The 15,837-nt window shown below is 63.4% G+C and carries 17 protein-coding genes; all 17 read right to left on the bottom strand.

Going from position 1 to position 15,837, the window contains the following annotated elements; genetic code table 11:
- Window positions 1-18: 18 nt before the first annotated feature.
- Window positions 19-771, bottom strand: a complete 753-nt coding sequence (fliP, locus tag BV82_RS08260; RefSeq protein WP_010225011.1) for a flagellar type III secretion system pore protein FliP — start codon at window positions 769-771, stop codon at window positions 19-21.
- The gene (gene fliO, locus BV82_RS08255; RefSeq protein WP_420831748.1) at window positions 771-1,214 is read right to left on the bottom strand and encodes a flagellar biosynthetic protein FliO; all 444 of its coding nucleotides are present in this window, start codon (window positions 1,212-1,214) and stop codon (window positions 771-773) included. The genes fliP and fliO overlap by 1 nt, the downstream gene beginning before the upstream one ends.
- Window positions 1,215-1,226: 12 nt before the next feature.
- Window positions 1,227-1,691 (bottom strand): flagellar motor switch protein FliN, encoded by a 465-nt coding sequence (fliN, locus tag BV82_RS08250; RefSeq protein ID WP_010225007.1) that lies wholly within the window; start codon window positions 1,689-1,691, stop codon window positions 1,227-1,229.
- A gap of 46 nt (window positions 1,692-1,737) precedes the next feature.
- Entirely contained in the window at window positions 1,738-2,706 is a 969-nt protein-coding gene (gene fliM, locus BV82_RS08245; RefSeq protein ID WP_010225006.1) for a flagellar motor switch protein FliM, read from the bottom strand.
- Window positions 2,707-2,715: 9 nt separating this feature from the next.
- Window positions 2,716-3,210: a flagellar basal body-associated protein FliL gene (fliL, locus tag BV82_RS08240; protein ID WP_010225005.1), complete on the bottom strand. Its 495-nt coding sequence runs from the start codon at window positions 3,208-3,210 to the stop codon at window positions 2,716-2,718.
- Between the two features lie 131 nt (window positions 3,211-3,341).
- The gene (locus BV82_RS08235) at window positions 3,342-4,652 is read right to left on the bottom strand and encodes a flagellar hook-length control protein FliK (RefSeq protein WP_036994324.1); all 1,311 of its coding nucleotides are present in this window, start codon (window positions 4,650-4,652) and stop codon (window positions 3,342-3,344) included.
- A 91-nt stretch (window positions 4,653-4,743) separates the two neighbouring features.
- A complete protein-coding gene (locus tag BV82_RS08230) occupies window positions 4,744-5,091 on the bottom strand; it encodes an Hpt domain-containing protein (protein ID WP_010225003.1) in 348 nt (115 codons plus the stop codon).
- Between the two features lie 25 nt (window positions 5,092-5,116).
- Window positions 5,117-6,832 (bottom strand): ATP-binding SpoIIE family protein phosphatase, encoded by a 1,716-nt coding sequence (locus tag BV82_RS08225; protein WP_036994323.1) that lies wholly within the window; start codon window positions 6,830-6,832, stop codon window positions 5,117-5,119.
- Window positions 6,829-7,134 carry an STAS domain-containing protein gene (locus BV82_RS08220; protein ID WP_036994322.1) on the bottom strand — a complete coding sequence of 102 codons (306 nt, stop codon included), beginning with the start codon at window positions 7,132-7,134 and terminating at the stop codon, window positions 6,829-6,831. Before BV82_RS08220 ends, BV82_RS08225 begins: the two co-directional genes overlap by 4 nt.
- A 93-nt stretch (window positions 7,135-7,227) precedes the next feature.
- Window positions 7,228-7,680 carry a flagellar export protein FliJ gene (fliJ, locus tag BV82_RS08215; protein WP_036994321.1) on the bottom strand — a complete coding sequence of 151 codons (453 nt, stop codon included), beginning with the start codon at window positions 7,678-7,680 and terminating at the stop codon, window positions 7,228-7,230.
- Window positions 7,681-7,686: 6 nt separating this feature from the next.
- Window positions 7,687-9,048 (bottom strand): flagellar protein export ATPase FliI, encoded by a 1,362-nt coding sequence (gene fliI, locus BV82_RS08210; protein ID WP_036994320.1) that lies wholly within the window; start codon window positions 9,046-9,048, stop codon window positions 7,687-7,689.
- Window positions 9,038-9,799 carry a flagellar assembly protein FliH gene (gene fliH, locus BV82_RS08205; RefSeq protein ID WP_010224998.1) on the bottom strand — a complete coding sequence of 254 codons (762 nt, stop codon included), beginning with the start codon at window positions 9,797-9,799 and terminating at the stop codon, window positions 9,038-9,040. The genes fliI and fliH overlap by 11 nt, the downstream gene beginning before the upstream one ends.
- Before the next feature lie 84 nt (window positions 9,800-9,883).
- On the bottom strand, window positions 9,884-10,903 hold the full coding sequence (gene fliG, locus BV82_RS08200) for a flagellar motor switch protein FliG (RefSeq protein WP_010224997.1): 1,020 nt from the start codon (window positions 10,901-10,903) through the stop codon (window positions 9,884-9,886).
- Window positions 10,896-12,677, bottom strand: coding sequence for a flagellar basal-body MS-ring/collar protein FliF (gene fliF, locus BV82_RS08195; protein WP_010224996.1), 1,782 nt, complete (start codon window positions 12,675-12,677; stop codon window positions 10,896-10,898). The genes fliG and fliF overlap by 8 nt, the downstream gene beginning before the upstream one ends.
- A 15-nt stretch (window positions 12,678-12,692) precedes the next feature.
- Entirely contained in the window at window positions 12,693-13,019 is a 327-nt protein-coding gene (gene fliE / locus BV82_RS08190) for a flagellar hook-basal body complex protein FliE (protein WP_010224994.1), read from the bottom strand.
- Window positions 13,020-13,139: 120 nt separating this feature from the next.
- Window positions 13,140-14,522 (bottom strand): sigma-54-dependent transcriptional regulator, encoded by a 1,383-nt coding sequence (locus BV82_RS08185; protein ID WP_036994318.1) that lies wholly within the window; start codon window positions 14,520-14,522, stop codon window positions 13,140-13,142.
- Complete coding sequence (locus BV82_RS08180; RefSeq protein ID WP_010224991.1) at window positions 14,522-15,733, bottom strand: sensor histidine kinase; 1,212 nt, start codon at window positions 15,731-15,733, stop codon at window positions 14,522-14,524. The genes BV82_RS08185 and BV82_RS08180 overlap by 1 nt, the downstream gene beginning before the upstream one ends.
- Window positions 15,734-15,837 lie beyond the last annotated feature (104 nt).

The raw sequence follows: 15,837 nt of genomic DNA, 5'->3' as shown, positions 1-15,837 counted from the left end.
CTACTTCTCCTCGCGACGTCAGACGCCGCCGAAACTGCCGGCCAGGGTACCCATGATCAGCGCCCAGCCATCGACCAGGACGAACAGCATGATCTTGAACGGCAACGAGATGATCAGCGGCGAGAGCATCATCATACCCATGGCCATCAACACACTGGCGACCACAAGATCGATGATCAGGAACGGGATGAAAATCATGAAACCGATCTGGAACGCGGTCTTGAGCTCGGAAGTGACGAAGGCCGGCACCAGGATGGTCAGTGGCGCCTGATCGGGGCTGGCGATGTCGGTGCGCTTGGACAGGCGCATGAACAGGTCCAGGTCACTTTCGCGGGTTTGCGCCAGCATGAAGTCCTTGAGCGGCACCTGGGCCTTGCTGATGGCATCCTGGGCGCTGAGCTTTTCGCTCAGGTACGGCTGCAGGGCATCCTGGTTCACCCGGTCGAACACCGGCGCCATGATGAACATCGTCAGGAACAGCGCCATGCCGGTCAGGATCTGGTTCGACGGGGTCTGCTGCAGGCCCAGGGCCTGGCGCAGAATGGAGAAGACGATGATGATGCGGGTGAAGCTGGTCATCAGCACGACGAACGCCGGGATGAAGCTCAGCGCCGTCATGATCAGCAGGATCTGCAGGCTGACCGAATACTCCTGCTGCCCGTCTGCCCCGCTGGACAGGGTGATCGCCGGGATCGACAGCGGATCAGCCGCCAAAGCCATTGGCGCCGCCAGCAACAGCGCCAGCGTCAACATCATGCGCAACGCGCCCATCACGATCTTCCCTTCTGATCCTTGCCCATCAGCTCCATCAAGCGCTGGGCGAATTCTGGTGTTGCCTGACGCGCGCTGACGGGCACTTCGACTGGCTCGGCCAATACATGCAAGGCCTCGATTGTGCCTGGCGAATGGCCGATGAGAATCTGCTCCTTGCCAACCTGTATCAGCAGCAGGCGATCTCGCGGCCCCAGCGCACGGCTGCCGAGGATCTCGATGACCTGAGCACTGCCCGGTGCGGCGTTCTGCACCCGGCGCAGCAGCCAGGCGAGCAAAAAGATCAGCCCCAGCACCAACAGCAAGCCCAGCACCAGCTGGGTCAACTGCCCCGCCGCGCTGCCGCTCGCCGTCGGCGCCACCACGGCAGCGGCCGGCTGCGTAACGGCGGCCAGGGCGACATCCACATACAGGCCACCACACAGGGCCAGGCCGTTGCGCAGGAGCCTGCTCACTCAGCGCAACTTCTTGATGCGTTCGCTTGGGCTGATCACGTCAGTCAGGCGGATGCCGAACTTTTCGTTGACCACAACCACTTCGCCATGGGCGATCAGGGTGCCGTTGACCAGCACGTCGAGCGGCTCACCGGCCAGGCGGTCGAGCTCGATCACCGAGCCCTGGTTGAGCTGCAGCAGGTTGCGGATGTTGATTTCGGTGCTGCCCACTTCCATGGAAATGCTCACCGGGATATCCAGGATCACATCCAGGTTCGGACCATCGAGGGTGACCGGCTCGTTGCTGCGCGGCGAACTGCCGAACTCTTCCATGGCCAGGCGGTTGGGCGATGTATTGCCGGCATCGGCAGCCAGCAAGGCGTCGATATCGGACTGCCCGGCGTCGCCGGTTTCTTCCAGGGCCGCAGCCCACTCATCGGCCAGGGCCTGCTCCTCCGGGGAGGTGATATCGTTTTCGTTAGCCATTTTGTCCTCGACGGGCAATCAATTCGGAGTTGGAACCACAAGCGCCTCAGCGGCGCTCGATCGGATCGATAATCTGCAGGGCCAGGTTGCCCTTGTGCGAACCCAGCTTGGCCTTGAACGACGGCACGCCGTTGGCCCGCAGGATCAGTTCTTCCGGCAGCTCGACCGGAATCACGTCGCCCGGCTGCATGTGCAGGATGTCGCGCAGCTTGAGCTGGCGACGGGCAACCGTGGCACTGAGCGGCACGCTGACGTCCAGCACGTCTTCGCGCAGGGCCTTGATCCAGCGCTCGTCCTGGTCGTCCAGGTCGGACTGGAAACCGGCGTCGAGCATCTCGCGCACCGGCTCGATCATCGAGTACGGCATGGTCACGTGCAGGTCACCGCCGCCGCCGTCGAGCTCGATGTGGAAAGTCGAGACCACCACCGCCTCGCTCGGCCCGACAATGTTGGCCATGGCCGGGTTGACCTCGGAGTTGATGTACTCGAAGTTGACCGGCATGATCGCCTGCCAGGCCTCCTTGAGGTCGACGAAAGCCTGGTCCAGGACCATGCGCACCACGCGCAGCTCGGTCGGGGTGAACTCACGCCCTTCGATCTTGGCGTGACGACCGTCGCCGCCAAAGAAGTTGTCCACCAGCTTGAACACCAGCTTGGCGTCGAGGATGAACAGCGAGGTACCCCGCAGCGGCTTGATCTTCACCAGGTTGAGGCTGGTAGGCACGTACAGCGAGTGCACGTATTCGCCGAACTTCATCACCTGCACGCCGCCCACCGCCACGTCGGCGGAGCGACGCAGCAGGTTGAACATGCTGATGCGGGTATAGCGAGCGAAGCGCTCGTTGATCATTTCCAGGGTCGGCATGCGTCCGCGGACGATCCGATCCTGACTGGTCAGGTCATAACTTTTGACACTGCCGGGTTCGGCATTGCTTTCGGTTTGCACCAACCCATCGTCGACGCCATGCAGCAAGGCATCGATTTCATCCTGGGACAGCAGGTCCTGCACGGCCATCTGGGGCTCCTACTGCAATACGAAATTGGTGAACAGCAGCTGGTCGACGACCGGCTTGCCGACTTCCTTCTGTGCCACTTCCTGGACACTGGCAGTGGCTTTCTGACGCAGCATCTCCTGACCGACCGGGCTGGCCAGGGTGTCGAACCCCTGCCCCGAGAACAGCATGACCAGGTTGTTGCGGATCACCGGCATGTGCACCTTGAGGGCATCCAGTGCAGCCTGGTCGCGGCCTTGCATGGTGATGCTCACCTGCATGAAACGCTGGCGGCCGTTCTGGTTGAAGTTGACCACGAACGCTGGCGCCAGGGGCTCGTAGATGGCCGCAGGCTTAAGGTTGGCCAGGGCCGGATCGACGGCCGGCTTGCTCTCGGACTGGTGCAGGAAGAACCAGGTGGCACCAACCGACAGACCGACGGCCAGCAACAACGCCAGTACCAACAGCAGGATCAGCTTGAGTTTGCCTTTTGCGGCGGGGTCTTTCTCTGCTTCGCTCTTCGCCATGCCAATAATCCGTCATTCATCGGAGATTTCAGTCACATGGCGAGGGTTGAGCAAGTGTTATGCCAACCTGGAAGGGCAAGGCTGCGCCTTGCATCGCTGGCAAGGCCAGCTCCCACAAAGACCGCAGCCAATCAGGCGTAGTAATCCACCGCGCTGGAGCCCACAACCGACTGCTGCTCGATCGGCATTGCGCCCGGTGCAATTTCAGCGGATTCACCAGCTTCATTGCGCCGCGCCGCCACACCACTGAACTTCGGTGCATCCTGGGCGCCCTGCTGCTGCCCGCCACGGGACTGATCGGCGACGTTGACGTCCGGCTGCCCCAACCCCTGCTGGGCGAACATTTCCTTGAGCCGGTGCACCTGGTTCTCCAGCGCTTCGCGCACCCCGGCATGACCACTGACAAAGGTCACCTGGGCCTGTTGTTCCGGCGCCAGGTTGACGCGGATGTCCAGGCGCCCCAACTCGGCGGGCTCAAGCTTGATATCCGCCGACTTGAGGTTCTGGCTGGACAGGTACATGACCCGGTTGACCAGGCCTTCGGTCCAGCCGCCCTGGTTCATCGCCAACGGCTGGTTGAGCGGCGTCGCCACCGGCACGGCATTGGCAGTCTTGGCCGTGGCCGCCTGGGTCAGGCTGCTCAGGCGCTCGGCAAAGTTGTCGACGCGGGTATCGCTCGAAGCACTTTTCAGGTCCTTGAGCCCATCATCGATCAGGCCGCTGAAGGCTTTTTCGCCCGGCTCACCCTGCTCGGCATCGGCACCCGGCTTGTCCAGCAGGGCCGCCAGGGTATTGACGGCAGGCTGGGCAGGCATCGCCTCAGGCTGGGCAGCAGCAGGCTTGGCCGCGTGGGTGGAGGTAGTGCCCTGGGCCTGGGCACTCTGCTCCAGGGCCAGGCGCAAGGCCGGCAGGTCGGCCAGAGGGTCTGCCTCAGGGTCAAAAGCAGCCTGCGGTTCAAGCACAGCTTCTGCTGCCGGCGACGCCACGACCGCAGGCTGTACCTGAAGCTGCGCAGCAGCCTGCACCACTGGCGCGACCGCTTCGGCCTGGGCCTGAATCAGTTGGGCGCCCGGCTGCGCATCGGTCACCTGGCCAGCCACCAGGCTGGAGTCGAGCAAGGTCGGATCTGCGCTCAGCGCCGGATCCGCTTCAGCGCCATCCTGCTCCTCAGGCAACTTTTTGCCGCTATCGGCAACCTTCGCGTCATCACCGGCGGTTTTCTTGCCGTCGCTGACGGAGGCAGGCGTGGCGCTGGCGTTTTCACGCAGCGGCGGGTCGCCAGCCGTAGCGTTCGCCTCGCGAGACTCCTTGGCATACACCTGAGAAAAGCCGCCAGCCTTGTCGTTGGAGGCCTGCGGCGATTTTTCCGGCGCGCCGGTAGCGACGCGCGATGGCTTTGCCGGCGCACTGGCTTGCAGCAGGGAATTGGAAGCGACGGGCATGTAGGCGTCTCCACTACAGGGGTCGAAAGCGTAAGTTGGCGAAGTTCACGCAAAAGTCGCGCCAGGTTCCATTACTGACGCCACAATTTGCTCAGCCGATCGATACGCGCCGACGCTCTTCGCGATATAACTGACGCACCGCCGAATACTCGCGGTCGATCTGATTGATCAGATCCTCGATCCCCTGCAGCGGCCCATTATTGACCCGGTCTTCCAGCTGCCGGCACAACTCGGCCAACGCCAAGGCGCCCATGTTGCTGCTACTGCCCTTGAAGCTGTGCGCGGCATGCGCCAGCTCGTCGGCGTTTTTCGCTTCATGCAACTGGCTGAGGCGTTTTTCGGAATCGTCAAGAAAGGTTTCCAGCAAGTACAGGTAGCCATCTTCCATGACCTCCTGCAAATCGCTAAGCACCTTGCGATCGATGTGAATGTCGGACACTTGCTCACTCCTTGATCAAGTTGGATTATGCCTGAGCCTCCCAGGCGAACTCCACGCATGCGCGGCGCCCCTCGTCGGCCCATTCGGCACGCCGGCTCAAGCGGCGCACGAGATTCAGCCCGCGCCCGCACAACCCTTGCTCGGACACAGGCCTGGCCAGCACTTTACTCACATTGAAGCCCTTGCCGCTATCTTCGACCTCGATAATCAGACGCCCGCCCTGACCAAGAGGTTCAACCCGCAGGTGCACGCGGATGAAGCCTGCGCTCAGCGCCTGTAGACGCTCGTTGCGCATCTGGTAATAGGTGGCAAAGCTGCGCGCATCGCGCTTGAGCGCAGAATCCAGGCCCAGCACCCCGTGCTCCAGGGCATTGGAATACAGTTCGGTCAACACGCTGTGCAGCGCCCCGCCCTGAGCCCGCAGGCCGTGAATTTCCTGCAGCAACTGCTGCAGGTAAGGCAAGGGGTTGAAGCGCTTGAGCGTCTCGGCACGAAACTCGAACTGCAATGACCAGTCCAGCGGGCTGGACTGGCCACTATCAGAATAGATCACAGGCAACGGCGACGACAGTTGCGGCTCCACCACCTCGATATCCAGCAGGCTGACGTCGTCGCGCGAGCGCCCGCGAAAGCCGTCGAGCGCCTGCAGCACCTCTTCGAACAACAGCGCCGGCTGACGATTGGCCGCCAGCACCCGGCGCAAGCGCTCGACGCCAAACAACTGGTCGTTTTCATCACTGGTATCGACCACCCCGTCCGACAGCAAGAACAACCGCTCTCCCAACGCCAGCGGCAGCACCTCGGTGGTGTCGTCGAACTGCTCAGGCGCCAGGATGCCCAGCGGCAGGTGCCGCGACACCAGCGGCTGCGGCTCGCCCCCACTGGCCGGTAACAGGTAGCCGTCGGGCATGCCGCCATTCCACACTTCGACCACCCGCCTCTGGAAGCTCAGGTTCAGCAGCAGCGCACAACAGAACATGTCCACCGGCAGAATGCGCTTGAGCTTGGCATTCATCTCCCGCAGGGTTTCGGCCAGGCCGTAGCCCTTGGCCGTCATGCCGTAGAACACTTCGGCCAGGGGCATGGCGCCGACCGCGGCCGGCAAGCCATGCCCGGTAAAATCCCCCAGCAATACATGCATGTCGCCAGCCGGCGTGTAGGCGGCCAACAGCAAATCACCGTTGAACAAGGCATAGGGCGATTGCAGGTAGCGGATGTTCGGCGCACTCAGGCAGCCGGCATGGGCCACCTGATCAAATACCGCCTTGGCTACCCGCTGCTCGTTGAGCAGGTGATTGTGATGCCGGGCAATCTGGTCACGTTGCTCAAGCACTGTTGCCTGCAGCCGGCGCAAGCGGTCCATGGCCTTGATTTTGGCGGCCAGGATCACCGGGCTATAAGGCTTTGCCAGAAAATCGTCGCCACCCGCCTCCAGGCAGCGCACCAGCGCCTGCTCTTCGCTCAACGACGTCAGAAAGATGATCGGCACCAGCGCCTCACCCGCCAGGGCCTTGATTTTCCGGGCCGCCTCGAAGCCGTCCATCACCGGCATCATGGCATCGAGCAGGACGACATGCGGGCGCCGCTCGGCGAACAGGGCAACCGCCTGCTCGCCATTCTCGGCAGTGAGCACCTGGTGCCCCTGCTTGCGTACGATGGTGGCGAGCAGCAAGCGATCGGCCGCGCCATCTTCGGCGATCAGTACGCTGAGCGCCTCGACATCAGCACAGACCTGGTTCAACTGATGTCAAACAACTTGTCAAAGTTGGAGATAGCCAGGATTTTGCGCACGTCGGAACTGGCATTGACCACCCGCACATCCGACTCGTCACCCCCGGCATGATCACGCAGCAACAGCAGCATGCCCAGCGCTGAACTGTCGAGGTAGGTCGCCTCCTTGAGGTCTACCACTACCGACTCCGGCCTGGCTGGCTTGTGCTCATAGGCATTGCGAAACTCCTGATGCTTGCCAAAGTCAAAACGCCCTTTGACCTTGATCGTCAGCTTTTTCCCATCCTGGGACACCACAGATTCAACTGCCATGTAGGCGATTCCTTCCGTTACGACGATTACAGACAACTAGAAGGTTTAGCAGCCCAGCCACCCAGCGGCAACCCTTGGCGACCAATACCTGCCTCAGTAGCGGTCGTGACGCGGCAAACGCTGGGACAGTTCGTCGAGCAGCTTCTGCTCACGTTTGTCTTCGGCCATTCGCGCTTCATCGATATAGCGCTGCACCAGCTTGCGCAAGCCCTCGACCCGGGCGTAAGCCTGCTGCCAGGTGCCCCGGGCGTTCTTCAGGTTGCTCTGGTGCCAGGCCAGGCTTTGGCGCTGCTGGGTCATGGCAGCTTCCAACTGACCAAGGAAGCTCTGGTAGTTGACCAGCCAGCTACCGGACACGCCCTGCCCGCCACGGTTGATCCACTGCAACTGGTAATCTTCGCGAAAGCGGTCGAGCTCACTGAGCTTGGCCTGGGCCATGTTCACCTGCTGCTGGAACTGCCCCAGGCGCTGGGCAGCCTGACGCTCGGCGTTTTCGGCCATTTCCACCACTGGCGCCAGGCGCGCGGCACGACTGGGCTGGGCCATGGCCTATCAGCCGCCAGTCGCAGGCTGGGCGAACACGCTGGCCAGATGCTCGCGGCTCTGTTGCATGCCAACGTTTTCGTTCAGGCCCTGGCGCAGGAAATGCACCAGGCGTGGCTGCAGGGCAATGGCCAGGTCGGTCTCGGCATCGCCGCCGGCCACATAGGCACCGACGCTGATCAGGTCGCGGCTTTGCGACAGGCGCGACCACAGCTGCTTGAACTGCTGCGCCTCGGTCATCTGCTCGGGGCTGACCACCTGCGGCATGACCCGGCTGATCGAAGCCTCGATATCAATGGCCGGGTAGTGCCCCTCCTCGGCCAGACGCCGGGACAGCACGATGTGGCCATCGAGGACACCCCGCGCCGAGTCGGCAATCGGGTCTTGCTGGTCATCGCCTTCGGACAGCACGGTATAGAAGGCGGTGATCGAGCCACCTCCGGCCTCGCCGTTACCGGCGCGCTCCACCAGCTTGGGCAGCTTGGCAAACACCGATGGCGGATAACCCTTGGTGGCTGGCGGCTCGCCGATGGCCAGGGCGATTTCCCGCTGGGCCTGGGCAAATCGGGTCAGTGAATCCATCAGCAACAGGACGTTCTTGCCCTTGTCGCGAAAATACTCGGCGATGCGCGTGCAGTACATGGCGGCGCGCAAGCGCATCAATGGCGCGTCATCGGCAGGCGATGCCACCACTACCGAGCGCTTGAGGCCTTCCTCACCGAGAATGTGCTCGATGAACTCCTTGACCTCACGCCCACGCTCACCGATCAGGCCGACGACGATGATGTCCGCCTCGGTGAAACGGGTCATCATGCCCAGCAGCACACTCTTGCCCACGCCGGTACCGGCAAACAAGCCCAGGCGCTGACCGCGGCCAACCGTCAACAAACCGTTGATGCTGCGAATACCGACATCCAGCGGCTGGCTGATTGGGTCGCGATTGAGCGGGTTGATGGTCGGACCGTCCATTGGCACCCAGTCTTCGGCCTTCATTCCGCCCTTGCCATCCAGCGCCCGACCGGCGCCATCGAGCACCCGCCCGAGCATGCTCATGCCCATGGGCAGGCGGCCACTGTCGGCCAGCGGTACCACGCGCGCACCGGGCGCGATGCCGGCAACGCTGCCAACCGGCATGAGAAATACCTTGCCGCCGGCAAAGCCCATGACTTCGGCCTCGACCCGCACCGGGTGATAGCTGTCGTCGTTGATCACCACACAGCGGCTGCCAACGGCCGCACGCAGGCCCTCGGCTTCCAGGGTCAGGCCGACCATGCGCAGCAGGCGGCCTTCGACCACCGGCTGAGACGGTAAATTGACGGCATCGGCGTAGGCGCCAAGGCGCTTGCCAAAACTGGTTCGCTCAAGGCGCATCGGCGTTGCCCAGGTCAACCTGCAGGTCTGGCGCGGCCGGGTGCAGGCCTTGGTCATGGAGCTGATCAAAGAGTTGCGCCATGGCTTTCTCGATACGGGTTTCCATGGTCGCGTCGATGCGGCTGTGATCGGTTTCGATGCGGCAGCCGCCCGGCAGCAACGCCTCGTCTTCGAGCAGCTTCCAGCGCTCTTCGTGGCGCTCGCGCAGGGCCTTGGCCAACTCGAAGTCCTGCGGGTTGATATGGATGCGGATGTTCTCGGCGCCCATTGGCAGCAGTTTCAGCGCTTCACGCAGCACCTGGCTGATCTGGCTGGAATCGCTGCGCAGTTCGCGGCCAATGACCTCGCGGGCGATATGCCCGACCAGGTGCACAACGGCCTTTTCGATCTGGCTGTCCTGTTCGGCGATGGGTTCGAGCAAATGCCCCATGAGCTGTTCAAGGCTGGCCAGCTTGGCGCCCAGGGCCTCTTCGGCTTCCTGGCGGACCTTGAGCTGGGTGCTGTGAAAGCCCTCGCGCTCACCCGTGGCAAAGCCTTCGTTGTAGGCTTCCTGGCGGATGCTTTCGAGCTCTTCGAGGGTCAGTGGCTGGACTTCTTCCAGCGGTACTTCTTCGATTTCTTCCTGAACCTCTTCAGGTTCCGGCTCTGGCTCCGGTTCTGGCTCGGGATCGAAGCTGGGCAGCGCCCAGCGATCGAAGCCCTCGAGATCGTTGGCGCGAATCAGCTCACTGAGGTGCTCGTTGGTTGACATGATTTCACGCACTCGTAAAGCATCGCGGGTCAAGCCCGCTCCTACAGGACCTCTGTAGGAGCGGGCTTGACCCGCGATAAGGTCTTAGATCATCTCTTCGCCGCCCTTGCCACCGAGGACGATTTCTCCGGCTTCGGCCATACGGCGGGCGATGGTGAGGATTTCCTTCTGTGCCGTCTCGACATCGCTGACCCGCACCGGGCCCTTGGCCTCGAGGTCGTCGCGCAGCAGCTCGGACGCACGCTTGGACATGTTCTTGAAGATCTTCTCCTTGACCTTCTCGTCGGCGCCCTTGAGCGACACCACCAGCACGTCGGAAGACACTTCACGCAACAGCGCCTGGATACCACGATCGTCGACATCGGCCAGGTTGTTGAAGACGAACATCAGGTCTTCGATCTGCTCGGAGAGTTCGCCGTCGATGTCGCGGATCGCATCCATCAACTGGCCTTCGACGGAGCTGTCGAGGAAGTTCATGATGTCCGCAGCCCGCTTGATACCACCCAGGGTGGTGCGCGCGGCGTTGGAGTTGCCGGAGAACTGCTTCTCGAGGATCTGGTTCAGCTCCTTGAGCGCCGCCGGCTGCACGGTGTTCAGCGACGACACGCGCAGGATGATGTCCAGGCGCACCTTGTGGTCGAAGTTGCCCAGCACTTCACCGGCCTGATCCGGGTCCAGGTAGGCGACCACGATGGCCTGGATCTGCGGGTGCTCGTAGCGGATGACATCGGCCACGGCGCGCGGCTCCATCCACTTGAGGCTGTCCAGGCCGCTGGTGTTGCCACCCAGCAGGATGCGGTCGATCAGGCCGTTGGCCTTGTCCTCGCCCAGGGCCTGGGTGAGCATCTTGCGGATGTAGCCGTCGGAGCCAACGCCCAGGCTGGTCTGGTCGCCGACGATCTCGACGAACTCGCTCATCACCTGCTCGACCTGCTCGCGATGGACGTTGCCCATCTGCGCCATGGCCACGCCGACCCGCTGCACTTCCTTGGGGCCCATGTGCCGCAGCACTTGCGCGGCATCGGTTTCACCCAGCGACAGCAGCAGGATCGCGGCCTTGTCGACGCGGGTCAGTTTGGCGGTAAGGGCTCGGTTATCACTCATCGGCGTTGATCCACTCTTTCACGACCTGGGCCACACGACCCGGGTCTTCGGCCACCAGGCTCTTGATTGCATTGAGCTGTGCGTCATAACCCTCGCTCGGGCTTGGCAGCAGAATGCTTTGCGGACCACCCAGGCTGACGCGGTCGTTGGCCAGATCGCCATCCAGACCGAGCATGCCGCCCAGTTCCATGTCGCCATCGGCACCGGCGCCTTGCTTGCCATTGCCGGTGATGTTGTTGAGGACCGGACGCAGCACGCCGAACACCAGGACCAGGATGAACAGCACACCCATGACCTGCTTGATGATGTCCCAGAACCATGGCTGCGAGTAGAACGGAATTTCGCTGATCACCTCGCCACGGTCGGCGGCGAACGGCACGTTGATCACGCTGACGCTGTCACCGCGGCTGGCGTCGAAGCCCACCGCGTCCTGCACCAGGCGGGTAAAGCGCGCCAGGTCCTCGGCAGCCCACGGCGTGCGGGCGGCATCGCCGGTGGCCGGGTCGACCTTGAGCTGGTCATCGACCACCACGGCCACCGACAGGCGGGTCAGGCGCCCCTGCTGCTGACGGGTATGGCTGATGGAACGGTCCAGCTCGAAGTTCTTGGTCGACTGCTGACGCTTGTCGGCCGGGTACGGCGCGAGCATCGGCTGGCCGGTGGCCGGGTCCATGATCTGCTGGCCGTTGGCATCGAGCAGCGGCTGACCCGGCTGAATGGCGCTGGCAGCGGTTTGCGTGCCGCCGGTGGTCTGCGGCGCCGAGGCCGGGCCGGGTGGCTGGTTGCTCAGGGCACCGGGCACACCTTGCGGCCCCATGCTGCTGGAGCGTTGTTCGTTGACCGACTGCTCGCTGCGCAGCGCCGGCTGGTCAGGGTTGAACTGCTCGGAGGTCGACTCGACCGCGCTGAAGTCAACATCGGCCGACACTTCAGCCTTGTAGCGATCGTTGCCCAGCACCGGCTGGAGGATGTTGTGCACACGCTGGGTCAGCAGGCCTTCCATGCGGCGACTGTAGTCAAACTGCTTGCCAGCCATGGTCAGCTCGGAGTTTTCCGCCTGATCGGACAGCAGGTTGCCCTTCTGGTCGACCACGGTGACCTGGGACTTGTTCAGCTCCGGCACGCTGGTCGCCACTAGGTTGACAATGGCCATCACCTGACCGGCTTCCAGGGCGCGCCCCGGGTACAGCTCGACCAGTACCGAAGCGCTGGGCTTGCGCTCGTCACGTACGAACACCGAACTTTTAGGAATCGCCAGGTGCACGCGGGCACCCTTGACGTTGTTGAGGCTGGAGATAGTCCGCGCCAGTTCGCCTTCCAGGCCACGACGGTAACGGGTGGCCTCCATGAACTGGCTGGTGCCCAGGCCCTGCTCCTTGTCGAGGATCTCGAAGCCGACATTGCCATCGCTCGGCGCCACGCCGGCGGCAGCCAGCTTCAGGCGGGCACGGGAAATATCGTCGGCCTTGACCAACAGGGCCCCGGAATTGGGTTCGACGTTGTAGGGGATGTCGGCAGCGGCCAGGGTGTCCATGACCTGCTTGGTGTCCATGCCGGCCAGGCTGCCGTACAGCGGCCGGTAGTCCGGCTGCTGCGACCACAGCACCACGGCAAAGCCGATCGCCACGCTCGCGGCCAGACCGACCAGCAGGCCGACCTGACGCAGCATCGGCATCTGCGAGATGTTTTCCAGGAACGACATGCCGAACAACGGCGGCTTGGGCGCTGACCCGCTGCTTTTGGCGGGCACGTTATCGACGACTGCTTCGGCCATGACTCAATCTCGCCCTTATACCGGCATCTGCATGATGTCTTGATAGGCCTGCACCAGCTTGTTGCGCACCTGGGTCAAGGCCTGGAACGACACACTGGCTTTTTGCGAAGCGATCATCACGTCGGTGAGGTCTACGCCGCTTTTACCAATTTCGAAAGCGTTGGCCAACTGCGTGGAGGCCTGCTGGGTATCGCTGACCTTGTTGATGGCCTGCCCCAGCATGTCGGCAAAATTGCTCGAACCGAGCTCTGGCGCAGCCGCAGCCTTCGGCATCGACATGGCGTCCATTTGCATGGCCCGCATGTCCAACATCAATCGATTAAATTCAACACCTTGGCTCATGGACTTCTCTCTCCGACGGCCCGCATTTTTTTGACACTCACGCAGCGGATAGGCAGGACATAGCAACAAGAGTGCCAGCTCTGCCCGCGGCCCGAACAAAAACTCTAATTCAACACCCTGTCAGCTCGCGTAGAGGCTGGCCTCGACATCCATGCCGGCATCACGCATCTGCGCCAGCTTGTAACGCAGGGTGCGCGGGCTGATACCCAGGCGCTCGGCAGCCTCCTTGCGGCGGCCCCGCTCGGCGCGCAGGGTGTCGATGATCATCTGGAATTCGTGGCGGCGCATGTCATCGCCCAACCCGCCTGCGGCCTCGACCTCAGCCTCGACCGGCGCAGCCGTCATGACGGGCGCTGCGGCAAATACCGGCAAGGCACCGGCAAGACAGAAATCCGCCGCTTCGATCACCCCGCCCTGCTGCAGGATCAAGGCCCGCTGGATGGCGTTGTCCAGCTCGCGCACATTGCCCGGCCAGGCATAGCCCTGCAGGCAGGCCTGCGCCTCGGCCGACAGGCGCACCGGCGCGTGCTTCATTTTATTGACGTGGCGCGCCAGCAAACGTTCGGCCAGCGGCAGAATATCGGCGCTGCGCTCGCGCAGCGGCTTCCAGGCCAGCGGGAACACCGACAGGCGATAGAACAGGTCCTCACGAAAACGCCCCGCCGCCACTTCGCCCGCCAGGTCGCGGTTGGTGGTGGCGACCACGCGAATGTCCAGGGCAATCGGTTTGCGCCCACCGACCCGCTCCACTTCACGTTCCTGCAGCACCCGCAGCAGCTTGGCCTGCAGCCCCAGGGGCATCTCGGAAATCTCGTCGAGCAGCAAGGTGCCGCCATCGGCCTGCTCGAACTTGCCGGCCTGGGCGGCAATCGCGCCCGTGAACGAGCCTTTCTCATGACCGAACAGGGTCGCTTCGAGCATGTTGTCGGGGATGGCTGCGCAGTTAATGGCCACGAACGGCTGATTGGCCCGTGGCGACTGCTGGTGAATGTAGCGCGCCAGCACCTCTTTGCCGGTCCCGGACTCGCCCGAGATCAGCACGGTCGAATCGCTTCGCGCCACCCGCGCAGCCAACTCCAGCAACTGCGCACTGGCTGGCTCGCGCGCCACCGGCCCTTCGCTGTCAGCGGCACTGGCCACCCCCAGGGCGTGACGCGCCACCAGCTCAAGCAATGCCTTGGGTTCGAACGGCTTGACCAGGTAATCCGCTGCCCCCTGGCGCATGGCCTCGACCGCACGCTCGACGGCGGCATGAGCGGTCATCAACAGCACTGGCAAGTACGGCTGGCGAGCACGCAACAGGGCGAGCAACTGATGCCCGTCCATCCCCGGCATGTTGACATCACTGACCACCAGGCTGAACGCCTCGCTGGCAACCACCTCCAGCGCCTCCTCGGCCGAGCCCACAGCCTGGTGGGCAAAACCGCCCAGCTCAAGCGTATCGGCCAATGCCTGACGCAGGGCGCGGTCGTCTTCGACCAGCAGCACCTTGATTGCTTTCATTACTCTGTCTCCGCCTGCTGCGCGCCGATCAGCGGCAGGCTGATCCGGGCACAGGTGCCGCGACCCGGTCGCGAACGTAATTGCAAACTGCCCTGATGGGCGCGCACCACCGCCTTGACCACCGCCAGGCCCAGCCCGGTACCGGTGGCCTTGGTGGTCAGGAACGGCTCGCCCAGGCGCGCCAGCAAGGCGCTGTCGATACCGCCACCGGCATCGCTGATGCACAGGTGCAGCACCTGCTCGCGCCGATACAGGTGAACCTTGAGCCGCGCAGGCTCGCCACTGGCCTGCACCGCGTTTTCGACCAGGTTGAGCAGGGCGCCGACCAGGGTGTCGCGATTACACAGCAACTCGCCCAAGTGACTGTCGCACTGCCAGCGCACGGCATGCCCCTGGACATGGGTCTGAGCCGCCTGCTGCAACGCCTGGAACAGCGCCTTGGGTGTCAGCCGATCGGTCAGCGGCAACTCACCGCGGGCAAACACCAGCATGTCGCGCACCTGGTGCTCCAGTTCATGCAGGCGCTCCTTGAGGCTGCCGGCAAATCGCTGCTGGGTTTCAACCGGCAGGCTTTGCTCGGCCAGATGGCTGGCATAGAGCATGGCCGCCGACAACGGCGTGCGAATCTGATGAGCCAGGGAGGCAACCATGCGCCCCAGGGACGACAGGCGCTCGTGCCGGGACAGTTGGTCTTGCAGGCGACGGGTTTCGGTAAGGTCGTTGAGCAGCACCAGTTGCCCAGGCTCGGCATCCAGCGAGCGCGTGGCGATCGACAGGCGCCGGCCATCGCGCAGCGACACCTCATGACCGTCATCCTCGCGCGGGGCAAAACTGCGGGCAATCACCTGGCGCCACAGCTCGCCCACCAGCGGCTCGCCGAGCAGGTCACAGGCCGCTGGATTGGCCTCGCGCACACGGCCCAGGCCATCGATGACAATGACCCCGCCCGGCAACAGGTCGAGCAGGTTCTGCAAACGGTTGGCCAGGCGCTCCTTCTCGGCGAGCTCGGCCATGCGCTGGGCACTGACCACTGCCAGCTCACCCTTGAGTTCGGTGACCCGGGCTTCGAGCAGGTTATAAGACTCACTGAGCTGGGTGGACACCTGATCGAACAAGGCAAAGGCCTGCTCAAGACCGAGGCGGCTTTCCTGCTCGGCGGCGTTCGGCCCCTTCGGTTCAGGGACACAGGAGATGGTGGCGACCTGGGGCATCGTGCTCTCTCGCGTGACTGACCGTCATAAAACGGTATGGTGTCAGCGATATAGCAATAGCCGTGCCGGATAGTTTCAGAGTGGCTGCGAGCAACGCTGCAGGG

The sequence above is a fragment of the Pseudomonas donghuensis genome (genome assembly GCF_000696345.2).
Taxonomy (GTDB): Bacteria; Pseudomonadota; Gammaproteobacteria; order Pseudomonadales; family Pseudomonadaceae; genus Aquipseudomonas; species Aquipseudomonas donghuensis.
Note: the sequence above shows the minus strand (reverse complement) of the source record. Positions and strands in the feature narration are given on the sequence as shown.